General features: G+C 56.1%; 14 protein-coding genes. 13 read left to right on the top strand and 1 reads right to left on the bottom strand.

Annotated elements, in window-relative coordinates; all coding sequences use genetic code 11:
* Positions 1-135 precede the first annotated feature (135 nt).
* The 13 genes from AAE514_RS11560 (at position 136) to glpK (ending at position 17,272) form a co-directional block, all read left to right on the top strand.
* Positions 136-1,998, top strand: coding sequence for a hypothetical protein (locus AAE514_RS11560; RefSeq protein ID WP_347331699.1), 1,863 nt, complete (start codon positions 136-138; stop codon positions 1,996-1,998).
* Positions 1,999-2,024: 26 nt separating this feature from the next.
* Positions 2,025-4,067, top strand: coding sequence for a bifunctional 2',3'-cyclic-nucleotide 2'-phosphodiesterase/3'-nucleotidase (locus AAE514_RS11555; RefSeq protein WP_347331698.1), 2,043 nt, complete (start codon positions 2,025-2,027; stop codon positions 4,065-4,067).
* Positions 4,068-4,223: 156 nt separating this feature from the next.
* On the top strand, positions 4,224-6,071 hold the full coding sequence (locus AAE514_RS11550) for an SLC13 family permease (protein WP_347331697.1): 1,848 nt from the start codon (positions 4,224-4,226) through the stop codon (positions 6,069-6,071).
* 71 nt (positions 6,072-6,142) lie between these two features.
* The gene (locus tag AAE514_RS11545) at positions 6,143-6,979 is read left to right on the top strand and encodes a CLCA_X family protein (protein ID WP_347331696.1); all 837 of its coding nucleotides are present in this window, start codon (positions 6,143-6,145) and stop codon (positions 6,977-6,979) included.
* Positions 6,980-6,982: 3 nt separating this feature from the next.
* On the top strand, positions 6,983-8,275 hold the full coding sequence (gene gabT / locus AAE514_RS11540) for a 4-aminobutyrate--2-oxoglutarate transaminase (RefSeq protein WP_347331695.1): 1,293 nt from the start codon (positions 6,983-6,985) through the stop codon (positions 8,273-8,275).
* Between the two features lie 246 nt (positions 8,276-8,521).
* Positions 8,522-9,385, top strand: a complete 864-nt coding sequence (locus AAE514_RS11535) for a hypothetical protein (protein WP_347331694.1) — start codon at positions 8,522-8,524, stop codon at positions 9,383-9,385.
* A gap of 217 nt (positions 9,386-9,602) precedes the next feature.
* On the top strand, positions 9,603-10,145 hold the full coding sequence (locus tag AAE514_RS11530; RefSeq protein ID WP_347331693.1) for a hypothetical protein: 543 nt from the start codon (positions 9,603-9,605) through the stop codon (positions 10,143-10,145).
* A gap of 232 nt (positions 10,146-10,377) precedes the next feature.
* Complete coding sequence (locus AAE514_RS11525) at positions 10,378-10,917, top strand: hypothetical protein (RefSeq protein ID WP_347331692.1); 540 nt, start codon at positions 10,378-10,380, stop codon at positions 10,915-10,917.
* Positions 10,918-11,376: 459 nt separating this feature from the next.
* On the top strand, positions 11,377-12,597 hold the full coding sequence (locus tag AAE514_RS11520; RefSeq protein ID WP_347331691.1) for an efflux RND transporter periplasmic adaptor subunit: 1,221 nt from the start codon (positions 11,377-11,379) through the stop codon (positions 12,595-12,597).
* A gap of 26 nt (positions 12,598-12,623) precedes the next feature.
* Positions 12,624-13,364 carry an ABC transporter ATP-binding protein gene (locus AAE514_RS11515; RefSeq protein ID WP_347331690.1) on the top strand — a complete coding sequence of 247 codons (741 nt, stop codon included), beginning with the start codon at positions 12,624-12,626 and terminating at the stop codon, positions 13,362-13,364.
* A gap of 4 nt (positions 13,365-13,368) precedes the next feature.
* Positions 13,369-14,526 carry an ABC transporter permease gene (locus AAE514_RS11510; RefSeq protein WP_347331689.1) on the top strand — a complete coding sequence of 386 codons (1,158 nt, stop codon included), beginning with the start codon at positions 13,369-13,371 and terminating at the stop codon, positions 14,524-14,526.
* Between the two features lie 2 nt (positions 14,527-14,528).
* Positions 14,529-15,716: an ABC transporter permease gene (locus AAE514_RS11505; RefSeq protein ID WP_347331688.1), complete on the top strand. Its 1,188-nt coding sequence runs from the start codon at positions 14,529-14,531 to the stop codon at positions 15,714-15,716.
* A 59-nt stretch (positions 15,717-15,775) separates the two neighbouring features.
* Positions 15,776-17,272: a glycerol kinase GlpK gene (glpK, locus tag AAE514_RS11500; RefSeq protein WP_347331687.1), complete on the top strand. Its 1,497-nt coding sequence runs from the start codon at positions 15,776-15,778 to the stop codon at positions 17,270-17,272.
* Between the two features lie 121 nt (positions 17,273-17,393).
* On the opposite strand, the gene AAE514_RS11495 is transcribed toward glpK, so the two are convergent.
* Positions 17,394-18,026 (bottom strand): TetR/AcrR family transcriptional regulator, encoded by a 633-nt coding sequence (locus AAE514_RS11495; RefSeq protein ID WP_347331686.1) that lies wholly within the window; start codon positions 18,024-18,026, stop codon positions 17,394-17,396.
* Positions 18,027-18,148 lie beyond the last annotated feature (122 nt).

Raw genomic sequence — 18,148 nt, 5'->3', positions numbered from 1 at the left:
TCGCCATCGTACCGGCCCAGTAAACCAACGATAACCTTAGCTTCACAAACCATTCACATTGTTGCTCTACGGTGGCCTATTCATTGATTCGACCAATAGCAAGGGTAATGTATGTTTCAACGTTACGGCTTCAGAATGTCGTTGGTATCAGCGGCACTAGTGTGGGCTTTTTGCGCAAACGCATTTGCCTATCAATGGAACTATCCGGCGCCGGTAAAGACCCCCGCACCAGGCAGCGACAATGGCAAAATGGTACTGTTTGACGTCTCTCACGGGGGGACTGAAGGCAATGCCGACTGGGTCATTGACGGGGCCTTTTCAGATTTTGCCGATGCGCTGGTGTCCGCCGGCTATACGGTGAAGGAGTATCGCGGGGTCGATAAAGACGCCGACGGTGTGATTGATTTTGTCGATGATTACACCAATCCCAGCCCCTCCAGCAGCGCCGCCAATGAGGCGGTAATTACTTCAGCCGGCATAGCGGATGCCGATGTGCTGGTATTGGCCGAGAGTAATCGGCCTTTCACGCAGGCCGAGCAATCGGCACTCGAGGCGTTTGTTCAAAATGGCAAGGGAATATTCTTTATCAGCGATCACTACAACGCCGATCGCAACCTAAATAGCTGGGATAGCACTGAAGTATTCAACGGATATAATCGCTCCTCCCTCAGCCAATTTAATATTGGCGGCGCCTACGGCGACTTGCGCAACCCAGGCAGTGGAACGACGGGTTGGTTGGCCCAGAACTTTGGTATTCGCTTTCGCTTTAATGCAGTGGACTATAAGTCGGGCGTGAGCGACATTGTTACCCTCGCGCAAAGCGAGGGCATTACCCAGGGCGTTACGCCTGTGCTAATGGCCGGCGGAGGGACCCTGGCCATTACCGACCCTAGCAAGGCCAAAGGCTTGGTGCGTTTCTCGCCTTCGGACAACCCCTCGCCATGGGCTCATGCGGTGGACTCGGGCTTGTATTTTGGCGGTCAAGCCGAAGGGCCTTACGTTGCTATCGCCAAAGCGGGTGCGGGTAAAGCGGCATTCATCGGTGACTCCAGCCCTATTGAGGACAACTCGCCTCGCTACCGGCGTCAAGACAGTGGCAGTGTGAAAACGACTTACCCCGGCTGGACCGATGCGGGCAATGCGGCGCAGCTATCGATTAACATGGTCGACTGGTTGGCTACGCCAGAGAACTATACCCACTTCGGCAGCAGCGCGCATCCGGCCGGTACCGCCACGCCCAATCCCAAAACCCAGGAGGAGCAAAGCGACCCCGACAACGGTCAACCCTGGTCCAGCCCCAGTGGTGGTTACCAACCTTGGAGTCCGGCCAGTTTTGCCGATGGTGCTTATGGGGCGCCTAACCCGGTTGGGGGTGGTTCCTCTGCTCCGACGGGCGGCCAAAGCGTGAGCGACGCCCTGGCCGAACCCAATGGCACAACACTGACCGTTGTTGGCGTTATCACTCAAGCCATCAATGGTGAGTACGCACTGGAAGTGGCGGATGAACACAGCGCCTCCAGCACGCTGTATATCAAGCTCGAAAGTCAGTACCGCGACCCGTTCAGCCCCCAAAACAGCCCGGGCGTCATCGGCCAGACCTTGGAGGTGACCGGTACACGGGATGACTATATGACCGAGCCGAGTATCGAGGCGGTGACTCACATGCAGCTCGTGCAACCGGAGGGAAGCGGTTGTGCTTCCTCCACTTCTGTTTCGGTGAGTGAGGCGTATGCCAGCTCCATCGGCACGCCCCTGTCGGTCATGGGTGAAGTTATCGGTGGGGTAAACGACCCGTATGCGTTAGAGCTTTCAGACCTAAACTCGAGCACCACCGTGTATGTAAAACTCGAATCCGCGCAGCGTGCCGAATTCAGTCCCGCGAACAATCCAGAGATTATCGAGGAAGTGATAGAGGTTCAGGGCGTTCGGGATGATTATATGAACTACCCCAGTATCGAGTCAGTCAGCAACCTGGCTGTGGCCAGTGGCTGCCCCTAAATACGGCTAATAGATAAGGTACACTTATGATAAGCATCGATAAGACACTCGTCGTACTATCATTGTTCGGCACGTTGCTACTGACGGCCTGCGGCGGCGACGATGACAACGAAAGCGACAAAAGTGGCGACCGGCCAACACCGGAAAAGAAAACGGCCGCGGTGACGTTCCGCCTTATGGAAACCACAGACATCCACGCGAACGTTGTGGATTACAACTATTACAGCGGACAGCAAGATTCAGGCATCGGATTGGTGCGCACGGCGACCTTGATTCGCCAGGCGCGGGATGAAATGGACGGTGTGGGTAATTCAGTTCTGGTCGATAATGGCGACTTGATTCAGGGTAGCCCGATGGGCGATTGGCGGCGCGCCAAAGGCATTGAGTCCGGTGAGGTACACCCGGTCTATAAGGCTATGAACGAATTGGACTACGATGTCGCCAACTACGGCAACCACGAGTTCAACTACGGACTGGAATTTTTGGCTGAAAGTGTTAACGACGCCAATTTTTCGTATATCAGTGCCAATATATTTATAGACGATGGCGACGATGATCCAAGAAATGATGAACTGTACTTTGAGCCGTATAAGCTCGTCGATAAAACGGTGCAAGATGAGCAGGGAGCCGCCCACGGGATTACGGTTGGCTTTATCGGCTTTGTTCCGCCGCAAATTATGCAGTGGGATAAAGGCAACCTCGAGGGCCGGGTAACCACCAAGGATATTAGAGCCATGGCCGAGCGCTACGTGCCGAAAATGAAAGAAGAAGGCGCCGACTTGGTGGTGGCGATTGCACACTCAGGCATTAGCACTAAAGAGTATTCGAAAGAGAGCCTGCCGGAGAATAGCAGTTGGTATTTGGCCGATGTGACCGGTATCGATGCCATTATGTTCGGTCACAGCCACTTGGTTTTCCCCTCAGATAGTTTCGCTGAAACGCCCGGCGTCGATATTGAGAGCGGCACCATTCGAGGAGTGCCGGCGGTAATGCCCGGCTACTGGGGCAGTCATCTCGGTATTGTCGATCTTGAATTGGAGTATGATATTGAGACGGATACCTGGAGCGTCATTGGTTCTCAGGTCGAAGCGCGCCCCATTATGGCGGATGGTGAGCCTACGGTGGAGCCCGATGGCGTAATAGCCACCAAGCTGGCAGACGACCACAGGGCCACTCGCGATTATGTGAACACGCCTATCGGTGAGTCAACTGACGATATGTTTAGCTTCCTGGCGCTGGTGAAGGACGACCCGTCGATTCAGATTGTCAGCGACGCGCAAAAGGCTTATGTGGAAGACCTCATCGAGGGTGATGTCAACTTGCAGGATCTGCCAGTGCTGTCTGCCGCCGCTCCCTTTAAAGCCTGCGACAGAGAGGGCGACTGTAGCCAAGAAAGCAGTTTTACGACCGTCCCCAGGGGCGAGCTAACGCTGCGAAATGCCGCCGACCTGTATTTGTACCCCAACACCTTGGTGGCGGTAAGGGTCACTGGCCAGGAGTTAAAAGGCTGGTTGGAATGTTCGGCGTCGCAGTTTCACCAAATAGACCCCACGGAAACCGAGCGTCAAGCCCTGGTCAATTACACGGGGTTTCCCACCTACAATTTCGATGTCATTGATGGGGTGGAATACCAAATAGATGTCACGCAGCCGCCACGTTTTGACGGCAGTTGCAGCCTGGTTAACGAGGGCGCCGAACGTATTGTTAGCCTTCGGTACGAAGATGAACCCGTGGCGGATGACCAAGAGTTTATTATCGCCACGAACAACTACCGCGCAAACGGCGGCACCTTTCCCGGTACGGGTAGCGACCATGTGGTAATTAATTCCCCTGACGCCAACCGCACCGTGCTGGCTAATTATATTCGGGATAACAGCCCAGTCACCCCTACCGCTGACGGGAACTGGTCGTTTGCGCCCATTGAGAGCAGCACCGATTTGATGCTCACTTTCAGCGTCCCAAATACTGAGCGTGCGCGCAATTTCGTGGCCGACCAAGCCCCCAGCGCACTGGTCTTGGAGGTCAATGAAAAAGGTGAGGTGGTTTACGAACTAAATCTACAGCCGTAACGGGGAGAAACGAGTAACCCGGGGCCATCACGCCCCGGGCTTATCCAGCGCAGTCGCAAAGCTGGCGTCGCTCGCCTACTTTTTTTCTTCGGAAAGCTTGATATGCTGTCGTAACATGCCACAAATTGTTACGAAGAGCCTTCCGAGAAAGCCGCTATGACCCACGAACAGCTATTGATTCTGTCCATTCTCGGCGCCAGCATGGGGCTGTTTCTGTGGGGCCGCTGGCGACACGACATGGTGGCGCTGGCGGCTTTGCTCGCCTGTGTGTTTGCCGGTCTGATACCGGGCAACGAAGCCTTTACCGGCTTTGGCCACGGCGCGGTGGTGACGGTCGCCTGTGTGTTGATTTTGAGCCGGGGGCTGCAAACCACCGGTGCCATTGACGTGGTGGCGCAAAAGCTGCTGCCGCAAAAGGCCGGCTTGGCGGTGGGCATAGCCTCATTGACGGCCCTGGGGGCGACGCTCTCTGCGTTTATGAATAACGTAGGAGCCTTGGCGCTGCTGATGCCGGTGGCGCTCCAACTGGCTCGCAAGCAGGAAGTGCCGGCGGGTCGGGTGCTGATGCCCCTGGCCTTTGGCACCATCCTCGGCGGCATGACCACGCTTATTGGTACCCCGCCCAACCTGATCGTCTCCAGCTTCCGCGCCGAAATTGGCGAGGCGCCTTTTCGCATGTTCGATTACAGCCCGGTGGGCGCCATGGTGGCCATCACGGGGGTGGTATTCATTACCCTGATCGGCTGGCGACTGGTACCGCGCCGGGAGCCGGCCGGTGCGGACAGCTTCGATACCGGCAAATACTTGACCGAAGTGCGGGTCACTGACAAAAACAAAGTGGTGGGCAAACGCCTGGCGGAGGCTGAAGCCCTGCTCAACGAAGAGGAAGCCCAGATTCTCGGCTTGGTGCGCAATGACTTGCGAGTTCAGGCACCGCACCCCGGCCGGGTACTACGGGAGGGGGACGTTCTGGTGCTGGAAGCGGAGCCCGAAGCGCTCTCTTCTGTGTTATCCAGCCTAGGTCTGGCGCTGGAAGAGGAAGTTGAGGCCGAGGAAGCGGCCGAAGAAGCTGAAGCGGCCAAGGAAGAGCAGGCGGAGTCTCTACGAAACGAGGCCGAGCCGGAAGAAGAGCCGGAAAAGGATGAGAGCGACATCACCTTGCAAGAGTGGGTGGCGCTGCCCGACTCCACCCTGCTGGGGCGCAGCGCCAGCGATATCCAACTGCGCAGCCGCTTCGGCATCAACCTTCTTGCGCTTTCCCGTCAGGGGCAGCGTTCGGTCAAGCGACTGCGCTCCATTCGGGTCCGCGCGGGCGATGTGCTGCTGTTACAGGGCGGCAGTGAGGCCATCAACGCCTTTGGCCGGAGCTTTGGCTGCATCCCCCTGGCCGAGCGCTCCATCGGCGTGCCGGACAAAGGCAAGGCGGCGCTGGCGGTAGGCATCATGGCAGTGGCGATCCTGGCGGCCGCCTTCGGTCTGGTGCCGGCGGCCGTGTCGTTCGCCGCCGGCGTGCTGGCGTTTATGGCCACGGGGGTGGTGCCCCTGAGGTCCGTCTACCAAGCGGTGGATTGGTCGGTCATTGTGCTCCTGGGCGCGATGATTCCCGTGGCGGGGGCCATGGCCAGCACCGGCGCGGCGGATTTAATGGCGCGGCTGCTGCTGGAAAACCTGGCCCAGGGCAACGCTGTGGCGGCGGTGGTGATTGTCATGGTCATTACCATGACCTTCTCCGACTTTATGAACAACGCCGCCACGGCGGCGGTGATGTGCCAAATTGCGATCAGTAGCGCCCAGATGTTGGGGGTGAACCCCGATACGCTGCTGATGGCCGTGGCCATCGGCGCTTCGTGCTCATTTTTGACGCCCATTGGCCACCAGAACAATACTCTGATACTCGGGCCGGGCGGTTTCCGCTTTGGGGATTATTGGCGCCTGGGCCTGCCCATGGAGATTATTGTGGTGGCGGTGGGCACACCAGTATTGCTGTGGGTCTGGCCCCTGTGAGCCGGTCCGGTTGGTGAATTGCGGCGATTTCGGTCATACTGTCCGCCTGTTTTGCTGAAAAAACCAACTTCATGACCGCATGTAATGAGGATAAGAGTACCGCTCGGGCGGGCTCCTCGCTGCTGACACGTCGTTTTCACCGCAGTGCCGCGCCGGCTTACGGCGAGACCGGCCGCACCTTTCTGGATATCCGTCGTCGCTTTCAGTTTCGCTCCATTGCGCTGGGCCGTTGGGTTTCCGAGGCTGAAAAGCAGCGTGCGGCGGATCTGTTTTACGGCGCCCTGTGTGACTTGATGGCTATACTGAAGGGGCCGGAGGCGCTCATCTCCCTGCGCGGCTCTCTGGCCCTGCAATACGGCAAGGGCGGCCAGCGGGGGGTCGCGGCGCACTACGAGCCCGCTACTCACACCTTTGCGCTTGCCAAAAACGCCGGTCCGGGCAGTATTGCCCACGAATGGTTTCACGCTTTTGATCACTATATTGGCGATAAAGCGTTTCACGCCGGGCGGAGCTTCGGCTCCAAAGCCTGGCTGGCCAATGCCGAAGCGGTCAGTCATCCGCTCAATGAGCATTTGCGTAATTGTTACCAAGCCGTGTTATTGAATGAGCAAGGCACCGCTCCGAGCGCGCTGTTTGAGCAATCCGCCGCGCAGGACCAGCGCCTTGGCACCGTTTACTACGCCCTGCCCGAGGAACTTTGCGCCCGGGCCTTTGAGGCGTATGTACAGGACGCCCCGATTAAAAATTCGTTTCTAGTGCAGGGCACCCGACAGACCGAGGAAGCACAACTCGGACTCTACCCAATGGGGGCGCAGCGAGAGCGCATTAACGCCGCCTTTACCGATTATTTTACCCACCTAGGGCAGGCGCTTTACGCCTCTGCTCGACGTGCGACAACAGGAGATTAACTAGTGAGTAAAGACAGCAACGTAAGCAATGAGAGCTTGGCAGCCCTGAAGGACCGCTACGTGGCGGCCGGCGCGGCCAGCCCCAACAACCTGTTTGCCGATCATGCCAAAAACGCCGAAGTCTGGGATGCCGATGGCAATCGCATGATCGACTTCGCCGGCGGTATCGGTGTACTCAACCTGGGCCATCGTCACCCGAAAGTGGTGGAAGCGGTCAAGGATCAGCTCGATAAACTGATGCACACTTGCCAGACCGTTATGCCCTATGAGGGCTACGTGAAAGTGGCCGAAAAACTGAGCCAAATCACCCCGGTACGCGGTCACGCCAAAGTCATGCTGGCCAACTCCGGGGCCGAGGCGCTGGAGAACGCGGTCAAAATTGCCCGCGCCGCCACCGGTCGCACCAACGTCATCTGCTTCGACGGTGGTTACCACGGCCGTACGTTTATGACCATGGCCATGAACGGCAAGGTCAATCCGTACCAGGGCGATTTCGGCCCCATGCCCGGCATGGTATTTCGCGCGCCGTTCCCGGTGCCCTACCATGGCGTTTTCGAAGAAGAGGCGCTGCGCGGCCTGGAAATGACTCTGAAGACCGACTCCAGCCCCGAGCACACAGCGGCCATCTTCATCGAGCCGGTTCTCGGCGAAGGGGGCTTTTACCCCGCCCCGCCAAGCTTTATGAAAGCGCTTCGCAAAATTTGTGACGAGCACGGCATCCTCCTGGTGGTGGACGAAGTGCAAAGCGGTTTCGGCCGCACCGGCAAGATGTTCGCCGTTGAGCACAGCGGTATCGAGCCGGACATGATGACCATGGCCAAAAGCATGGCCGATGGCATGCCGATTTCCGCCGTGGTCGGTACGGACAAAATCATGGACAGCTCCGGCCCCAACTCCCTGGGCGGTACCTACACCGGCAGCCCCGTTTCCTGTGCCGCCGTACTGGCCGTGCTCGAGGTGTTCGAAGAGGAAGACATTCTAGGCATGAGCCAGCGCCTGGGTGAGAAACTGGCCAACCGAATGGGTCAGTGGCGGGACCGCTACAGCATCGTGGACAACCCCCGCAACGCCGGCGCCATGGCCGCATTTGAACTGGTGGACTCCAAGTCGAGCCGCAAGCCACGTCCGGATTTGGCGGCGGAGCTGTTAAAGAAATCCAAGGAAAAAGGGCTGATCCTGCTCAGCTGCGGTATGTACGGCAACTCCATCCGCTTCCTGATGCCCGTCACCATCGAAGACGACGTGCTGGAAGAAGGCCTGGATATTATTGAGTCCGTGCTGGCAGAGCTTCCCTGATTCGCCTCCTTTGCCGCGCCCCTTCGAGGCGCGGCGTTCTCTTTCCTTGAATATCCGCGCAATCTTGAAAAGCCAACCCTCAATCCAGAACAGAGCTCAACTCCCGATGTACCGGCTGGCGGGGGGTGCTTTAAAATAGACAAGGGCCAGCTAAGCGCTGGGGTTGAAGACTTCAGTATAGGGATGGTGCATCTTCGAAAAGTAGAGTGTAGTTGGGGAACAGAAATTTTTTAAAGGCTTCTTATAATGAAAAAATATAGCTACTTTGTTATCTGTTGTATTATCACGATTGGAATTTTTTTGGGGGTCAGTTGGTTGTTGTTTAGTAAAAAACAGCCTATATATTTGCCCTATCTTGATAAGACTGGCGTGCACTGGAGCTCGTTTTATACGCGCTACTACATGGAGAAGGTTCCAAAGTCTCTAGAAGAGTTCAAAAAGGTGAACCCTTGGTTTTCTGACTCTTTAAAAGAGTTATCCCAAGCAGACGAATATTCGGTTGAGCATCAGACCTACGACTACGTCCGAGACATGTCTGGTGCGAACAATGTCTTAGATTTGGAGGCTGGAGCTGGGAGGGCGCTAGTTATGTCGGGCGATCTCAACGGAAGGTTTCAGTGTGTTGTCTTGAGATACCGTTTGGAGAGCGGAGGCTATGAATTCGTTGACAGTTCGGCGTTGGTCGTCCACGGCGTTGCAGGGGCCGTAGTTAACGACTGCAGAAACAACGGAAATTTTTCAGTTGAAAGAGCAGGATTTGTAGACTTTATTTATTACGATATTTTTCGCTGCTTCTCGTTTTGCTCCACTAAAGAGGGCATTGTCTTTAAAGATATAATATCAAGTTCGAAAAAAGAGAGGTTGTTGAACAATCTTCGGGCCAAGTTGGCGAGTGATGAGAAAGAGTATCAGTCACTGGATCGCAGGGCGGATGAGGTTGAGGTTGAGGTAAAATCCGTTGTCGCAAGTGGCAGTGATTGCTTCTTGGAGTTTATGTACCATAACCCCTTATTTGTTGAGTCAAAAGTTGCGCACTTCGATTGTGAAAGTGAGGAGTTGGTTGAAATGGATGGCACTGGTGGTGTCGCTTACTACTTTTTTGTTTTGTAGGGTGCGTTCGGGTTGGTGAAGAATTTGCAGAGCTTCGCGACAAAGACAGGGGCTCCCACTTCTTCCCAAAGACAATGGGCGGGGCGACAGTGACTCAACGTCTACGGGATTTTGTATTTCATGTCGTCGAAGAGAGGATTCTGTCTTCCAGGTATGAAGTTGAAGGCGTGCTCCATCAATATTGAAAGTTATCGTATAGATGAGCCTAGGTCTAATAATGAGTATTCACAATATTAAAAAGGTCGGGTGTACTAATGTTGCCATCGCTCTAACTCTGGTCGGCATCATACCTTTGCTGGCTGGTCTGAGTGGATTGGCGAAAGAAATCGTGGATCCTGGTGAGGGCCTGACCCACGTTCAGTTGGCGACAGCTCTACTTATGACGGTTTTGGGTCTTGCGGCCTGCGGCTACCGCTCATGCCTGTATTTACATCGGGGTTATGGCGTGTTTGTCAGGAAAATGCTGGGGTTTACTTTTAAGGAAGAAACGTTTAACTACAGCGATTTCGATCACATATATGTGGGAACCTTTTGGTCCATGGTGTCGGAGGGAAGCAGCTCTATGCGTTTTTATGACATTACTTTTGTTGGAAGGTCCGAATCTGTGGATATTGGTGATTTTATTCGGTTCAGAAAGAATGTTGGCCACCCTAAGAGCTTCGCAAAGATACAATCCCTCGCCCATCAAATGGCAAGTATTTCCGGCCTAAAGGTTTGTTACAGCGATGAAGTGAAAGAACTAAACGATTTAACGGATTGAAGTAACGTTTATAGGTAATTGTTTGGTTGTATAAAATTTCAATATTGTGCACTTGGAGTACTATGGCCTTGAGTCAACAAAAGCTTGCAAGAGCTTAAGTGTTGGCCGGCTACCGGCGATGGCGTCATCGAGGCGGATATTAGTGTTGAAGGCCACATAGAAGTTGGCTTTATAAAGAAATCATGATCCACGTCACTTAATAATTATTGTATAGCAGGGCCGATGTATAAAAATGAGTGATAAAAATATGAAAGTTGGATGCACTAATATCGCCATAGCCCTTACGTTGGTCGGCATCACGCCTCTTGTAGTGGGAGTGGCAGGTTTAACCAAAGTGATCACACATCTTGATGAGGGGTTCAAGATTTCTTGGCTGGTAATGGGGGTGGTGTTTTCGATTATTGGCATCGCTGCCTGCGGCTACCGCTCATGCCTGTATTTACATCGGGGTTATGGCGTGTTTGTCAGAAAAATGCTGGGCTTTGTTTTTCGGGAAGATAAATTTAACTATAGTGACTTCGAAAAAATATACATTGAAACTAGTTGGTCCCTTGTGTCGGAAGGTCAAGGGTCTACTCGTCATTATAATATTGGTTTTGTAGGTGGTTCTAAACGTTTGGGTGTTACTGATTTTGTACGATTCAGAAACGATGTAGGCCACCCTCATAGTTTCGCGAAGATGCAATCCCTGGCCCATCAAATGGCAAACATTTCCGGCTTAAAAGTTTGCTGCAGCGATGAAGTGAAAGAACTAAACGATTTGACGGACTGAAGTGAACACTATGCATAATATTTGGGGTTGTATCGGGCATACGAGTTGTGTTTTTGTGGCGTCATGGATTCGCGTCAACACAAGCGCTCGGGTGGTCTTGGATATAGAGGCTGGGCAGAGGGCGGTCGCCGGAAAAGGCCTGGATAGTACTGAGTCCGTGCTCGCAGAGCTTGCCTGATTCGCCTTCCTTTGCCGCGCCCCTCCGAGGTGCGGCGTTTCATGCCTCACCGCAATCCAATCTAAAACATTCCGGCAAAGCGTTTTCCCGCCTAGCTCCTCTCCTTCAGTATATCCACACATTTTCTTTTAAAAACAAGAACTTAACAGTGAATACAATTGTGTACGTTTTGAGCGTTGTGGATTTATAAGCGGAATGCGACACTAGGCTTCGGGGCGCCGAAGGGTTGGCGCTCAATTCCTATTTGTAATAAGAACGATGAGCCCCGGGACGGTGTTTGGATGAACGACAAAAGCGACTTGCTTTCCCAGCTACGGATTGACCGCGACGAGCACGCCGACTCCGCCTCTCCCAAATGGCCATGGGTGCTTGGGGGGGCGCTTCTGTTGCTGCTGCTGGTTGGCGCTAGCTGGGCCCTGACTCGGCCCGATCCCATCAATGTCGAGACTCGCATGGCCAAAGTGACCCAGGCGCGCAATAGTGCGGCCAGCGTACTCGACGCCACCGGTTATGTGACGGCGCGCCGCTATGCCACCGTCTCTTCCAAGGTAACCGCGAAAGTCGTGGAAGTACTCGTGGAAGAGGGCATGTCGGTGGACGAAGGCCAAGTGGTGGCCCGCCTTGATGATTCCAATGCCAGCAAGAGCCTTGCCGTGGAACAGGCCAACCTGACGCTTGCCCAGGCACAACTGGAAGAAATCCGGGCGCGCTTGATCGAAGCCCGCCGAGTGCGGGATAGGGTGGCGACGTTGCACCAGCGCGAGCTCGTCAGCGAATCCGAATTGGACGTAGCCACCAGCAATTACGACTCTCTCAAGGCTCAGCTCTCTGCCCGTGACGCCAATGTGTTGAGCGCCAGGCGCAGGGTAGAGTTGCAACAGCAACACCTGGAAGACTTGGTGCTGCGAGCGCCCTTTTCTGGTGTGGTGGTTTCTAAAGACGCCCAACCAGGGGAAATGATTTCACCGGTGTCCGCCGGCGGTGGCTTTACCCGCACGGGGATTTGCAGTCTGGTGGATATGGGCTCTCTCGAAATCGAAGTCGACGTCAACGAAGCCTACATTCAGCGGGTGTTTTCCGGTCAGCCGGTGCAGGCCACGCTTGAAGCGTATCCGGACTGGATTATCCCCGCTGAAGTGATTGCCATTGTGCCCACCGCCGACCGACAAAAAGCCACCGTGAAAGTGCGTGTAGGCTTTAAAGAGTTGGACTCGCGCGTGCTGCCGGACATGGGAGTGCGGGTGGCCTTTCTCGAAGAGGAAGAACGCCGCCAGGGCTCATCAGACAGCGCACTGCTGATACCCGGCAGTGCGCTGGTTGAGCGCAACGGTCAACCCGTGGTGTTTGTAGTAAAAGATGCGGTGGCGCATCAACGTGTGATTGAAGCCCGCGAGCGGTCCGGTGGGGAGTTGGTGGTGCTCTCCGGCCTCGAGCCGGGCGAGCACTATGTCGTGGATCCGCCGTCCAGGTTGGTTGAAGGCGCGGCGGTTAGCACGAATTAACCCTTAATAATGTAAAGGAGTCTCTTATGTCTGAAGCCAATGAAGCGGCCCTCGATCCGCAAGCGTCGGCTACTGCCGCCGGTCGTGACACGGCGCTGGTTCGCTGTAGCAACCTGGGAAAGAGTTACCGTAAGGGCAAGGAGTCCGTGCCCGTTTTATCCGACCTGAGCCTGACTATTCCCAAAGGCGATTTCCTCGCGCTAATGGGGCCGTCCGGCTCCGGTAAGACCACTCTTCTGAACTTGCTCGGTGGGCTAGACAGCCCCACTGACGGCACCCTGGAAATTGCCGGGGAGCGTATCGACCGGTTCAGCCGCGGCCAACTCACCCGCTGGCGAGCGCGCCACGTCGGGTTTATTTTTCAGTTCTATAACCTTATGCCCGTACTGAGTGCGGAGCGCAATGTCGAGCTGCCGCTGCTGTTAACCAAACTCTCTTCGAAACAGCGGAAACACCATGTGGCCACCGCCTTGGAGTTGGTAGGTTTGAAAGACCGGGCCAAACACAAGCCCGGTGAACTCTCCGGTGGGCAGGAGCAGCGGGTGGCGATTGCCCGGGCGCTTGTGTCCGACCCAGACCTGCTACTGTGCGATGAGCCCACCGGTGACCTGGACCGCGCGACCGCGGATGAAATTCTGTCTCTGTTGCAGTTGCTCAATCAGCAACAGGGTAAAACCATTGTCATGGTCACTCACGACCCCTTGGCCGCCGAGTATGCCCAGCGTACCGTGCACCTCGACAAGGGTACCCTGATGGCGGGGGAGTGATGGCATGAAATATTTTTATTTCATCTGGAAAAATCTAGGGCGCAAGAAGCTACGAACGTGGCTGACCGTCATGTCCATTGTGGTGGCGTTTATTCTCTTTGGCGCACTGGGCTCGTTGAATGCGGCGTTTACTCAGGGCGCGGAGATCGCGGGAGCGGATCGACTCATTACCATTCACAAGGTGTCCCTGATACAAAGCCTGCCCTATAGCTATGTCAATCGGGTGCGCAATACCGAGGGTGTGGAAGCCGTCACCTTTGCCAACTGGTTAGGTGGCTACTATCAGGACCCGAAAAACCAATTCGCCCAGTTTGCCGTAGAGGCCGACTCCTACTTCGAAATGTATTCCGATCTGCTTAGTCTTCCCGAGGAGCAGATGCAGGCCTGGAAGAAGAACCGTATCGGCGCCGTCATCGGGACCTCTTTGGCTGAACGCTTTGACTGGGAAGTGGGGGACCGAGTACCGGTGACCTCCATGTTTCCGCAGGAAAACGGCAACCGCACCTGGGAGTTTGAAGTCGAAGGCATTTTTTCCGCTGAGGGCTCCGGCGCCGACAGCGGAAGCCTACTTTTTCACTATGAGTACTTCGATGAAGCACGCCAGTGGGATAAAGGCACGGTGGGCTGGTTGATGATAAAGGTGAGCGACCCGCAGAATGCGGGCGAGGTGGCGGACCGTATCGACGCCATGTTCGCCAACTCTCCGGCGGAAACCAAAACCAGTACTGAAAAAGCGTTTATGGAATCGTTCATGAAACAGTTCGGGGATATCGGCACCATCACTGGGCTGATTCTGGCGGCCGTCTTTTTCACCATGCTATTGGTGACCGCCAATACCATGGCGCAGGCGGTGCGCGAGCGCATTCCGGAAATGGCGATTCTGAAAACCCTCGGTTTTACCGATCGATCAGTGCTGATCATGATCCTCGCGGAAGCCATTCTATTGGCGTTGATCGGTGGGTTGATCGGCCTTGGGTTGGCCTGGTTGATGATTGGTGCCGCGGCCAGCCAAGTGGAGGCGTTTTTGCCCGGTTTTGCCATGCCGGCTGAAGTCTGGATCAACGGGCTGGTCGCCATTGTGGTTCTCGGCCTGTTGTCCGGCGCGATACCCGCAATACAGGGAATGCGCTTGAATATTGTCACAGCATTGGGGAGGCGGTAACCATGAAAGGTTTTACGCAAATTTTTACCGTCAGTGCCATGAACCTGCGCAATTTGCCTCAGCGCTTGGGTGCCTCCTCTGTGGCGGTATTCGGGGTGGCATGTGTGGTGGGTGTGTTTATCGGTGTGTTGTCCATGGCCTCCGGGTTTCAGCGCACCATGATCTCCGCCGGCTCGCCGGACACGGCGATTCTGATGCGCTCCGGTGCCACCTCGGAAATGAGCAGCGGCCTCGGGTTTGAGGAAATCCAGGTTGCCACTCAGTTGCCGCAGGTGCGCCGTGACGCCGGCGAGCCGGTGGCCTCCGCCGAGCTCTATGTCATTGTCGATATTCCCAAGCGCGGCACCGACAACTCCTCCAACGTGCCGCTGAGGGGCGTGGAGGATGGGGCGTTTGAAGTGCGTGACGGCATTGAAATCATTGAAGGGCGTCGGTTTGAAACCGGTCGCAATGAGTTGATCGTCGGGCGTGCGGCCCAACAACAGTTTGCCGGCCTGGATGTAGGCAACACCATACGTTTCGGACAAATGGAGTGGGACGTGGTTGGGGTTTTCTCCGACCGGGGCGGGCTCTCCGAGTCCGAGCTTTGGACCGACGTCCGGGTGCTGCAGTCGGCTTACCGGCGGGGCAACTCGTTCCAAAGTCTCAGGGTCAAACTCGCTTCGGAAGACGCTTTGGAAGCGCTACAGGCCGAAGTCGCAGGTAACCCCCAACTGGATATGGATGTGCAACGGGAAACGGATTATCTCTCCGATCAGGCCGAGCCGCTCAGCAAGTTTATCAAGGGTGTCGGCTACCCCCTGGCGATGCTGATGGCGCTCGGGGCCGTGTTTGGAGCGATCAACACCATGTACGCTTCGGTTTCTGCCCGTACACGGGAAATTGCCACTTTGCGCGCAATTGGCTTTGGGGCCTTCCCCGTGGCGTTCTCCACGCTGCTTGAGTCCTTGATTTTGGCATTGATTGGCGGGGTGCTTGGGGCTGTGGTGGTGTACTTGATCTTCAACGGCTACACGGTCTCCACCATTAATAGCACCAGTTTTAGTCAGGTGGTCTTTGATTTTGCCGTTACGGGGGATTTACTCGTTCAGGGCATTATCGCTGCGGTTTTTATTGGCCTGGTTGGGGGCTTTTTCCCCGCCGTTCGTGCGGCGCGCCTGCCGGTTGCCACTGCCTTGCGGGAGACCTGACCGACGTGAAGGGTTGCTATGCTTAGGGCAACGATAAGCACAGCCAAAGGGAGCCTGATATGTCCGAACTGATTCTGGCGATTGACCAGGGTACTACGAGTAGCCGAGCCATCATTTTTGACCCGAACGGTCGCATGGTGGCCAGGGCCCAGCAGGAGTTTTCCCAGCATTTCCCCGATGATGGCTGGGTTGAGCACAACCCGGAAGAAATCTGGCAGGTCACCTGTGACGTCTGCCAGGAGGTACTGGAGCAGCTCCCTGTAGGCCAGACAGTGGCGGGTATTGGCATCACTAACCAGCGGGAGACCACCGTCGTCTGGGATAAGGACACCGGCACGCCCGCCTACCCGGCCATTGTCTGGCAGGACCGGCGCACCGCCGAGCGCTGCCGGGCACTGGCGGCAGAAGGGCTGGAAGACGATACCCGGGCTCGAACCGGGCTGCTGCTCGACCCCTACTTCTCCGCCACAAAAATTGGCTGGATACTCGATAACGTCGAAAACGCCCGCACCAAGGCCGAACAGGGTCAGTTGTTGTTCGGCACCATGGATACTTGGTTGATCTGGAAGTTAACCGGGGGGCGGGTGCACGCCACCGACGCCACCAACGCCTCCCGCACCATGCTCTACAACATCAACGACCAGTGCTGGGACCCGGTACTGCTGGAGCGCTTCGGCGTGCCCGAAGCCATGCTGCCGGAAGTCAAAGACTGTGCGGCCGACTTCGGCAAGGCCATAGAAGGGCTAAACGGTTTCGAGCTACCCATCGCAGGGGTCGCCGGGGACCAGCAGGCGGCCATGATCGGCCAGGCCTGTTTTGAACCGGGCATGATCAAAAGCACCTACGGTACCGGCTGCTTTGCGCTGATGAACATCGGCGATGCGCCCCGGCTCTCTCAGCACCGGCTGCTGACCACCATCGCTTACCGTTTTGACGGCAAACCGGTCTACGCGCTGGAGGGGGCCATTTTCGTCGCCGGGGCCGCGGTGCAGTGGCTGCGAGATAAGCTGGGCGTCATTGGCGAGGCCTCGGAAACCGAAGCCCTGGCGAAAAGCCTGATCTCCAACAAAGGGGTGTATCTCGTGCCGGCTTTTACCGGCCTGGGCGCGCCCCACTGGGAGCCCGACGCCCGCGCCGTTATCTGCGGCCTGACCCGCGACAGCGGCCGTGCGGAGCTGGCCCGGGCGGCGTTGGAGGCAGTCTGCTATCAGACGCGGGATTTGTTTAAAGCCATGGAGGAGGACGCCGGCGAGCGGCCGGAAACCTTGCGTGTGGACGGCGGCATGGTGGCCAATAACTGGCTGTTGCAGGCACTGGCGGATATTGTCGACGTGCCGGTGGAGCGGCCGGAGATCATCGAAACCACCGCTTTGGGCGCCGCCCGGCTGGCGGCGCTTCAACTGGGCCTGTTTGACGACCTGAACGACTTGGCCCAACACTGGACCCTGGACCGCCGCTGCGAGCCCATGATTTCAGAAGAAGAGCGCAGTGCAATGGTCAAAGGTTGGGACGCGGCCGTACAGCGAACCCGTGCGCAACCCGAAGTTAGCTCATGAGCTGATTGTCAGGTGGCGCTTAGGCTTACCTGACCTACGTACTTTCCTACCGCGTAGGTCAGGTAAGCGAAGCGCCACCTGACAAAATACCCTGACAATTCTACCACCGCTGGGCTTCCCGCTACCCCTGCAGCCTTGCCGCGGTGCCCTGCAGCCCCAAAATTGTCAAAATCTGTTGCTGGGCGGCATCGAGAACGCGCTGCTGTTCCTCCTCGGCGGAAATGCTTTTGGCAATCGCCACCGCCCCGACCATGGCCGCCAGAATGGATCGGGACTTCTCCGTGACGATGGTCGGCTCCGGTTTGAATGGCAGCTTTTTCAGCCGACTGAGGGCGGTAATGCGCCGCTCCAGCATGGTCTTCATTCGCTCGTAAGCTTGCTCGTAAAGCAGGCGAATTTCCGGTTTATCGCTACTGATTTCGTTAAACAGCACCGACTCCGGGCCCGGTTCGGTGCTATCTTTCAGGGCACCAAGGTTGAGATAGTCGGTCACCAGCGCAGTCAGGTGTTTGACGGAAAACGGCTCCTTGGCGAGCCGCTCGCGCGGGCTTCGTTGAAACGCATCGGCCAAGTAAGCTTTAAACAGCGCCTGTTTCGACTCGAAGTGCCCGTAAAAGGCGCCATGGGTCATCCGTGCCAGCTTCATGATCTGCCCGATGGAGACCTTGTCGAAACCGTAGCGGGCAAACAGCTCGCTGGCGGATTTCAAAATACGATCTTTTGAGCGGGACTTGTGCGCTTTGGAATAGGGCATGTCAGGGCTCTCGTTGGGCGCTGGGAGGCGAACAGGGACGAACTATATTATCTTGATCATATATTAACTTGGCGTAGCCTGCTTTCCATTACTCTTTATTCCCGTGTGTTAGAGGTAGGAAA

It is taken from the genome of Marinimicrobium locisalis, from assembly GCF_039822625.1.
Taxonomy (GTDB): Bacteria; Pseudomonadota; Gammaproteobacteria; order Pseudomonadales; family Cellvibrionaceae; genus Marinimicrobium; species Marinimicrobium locisalis.
Note: the sequence above shows the minus strand (reverse complement) of the source record. Positions and strands in the feature narration are given on the sequence as shown.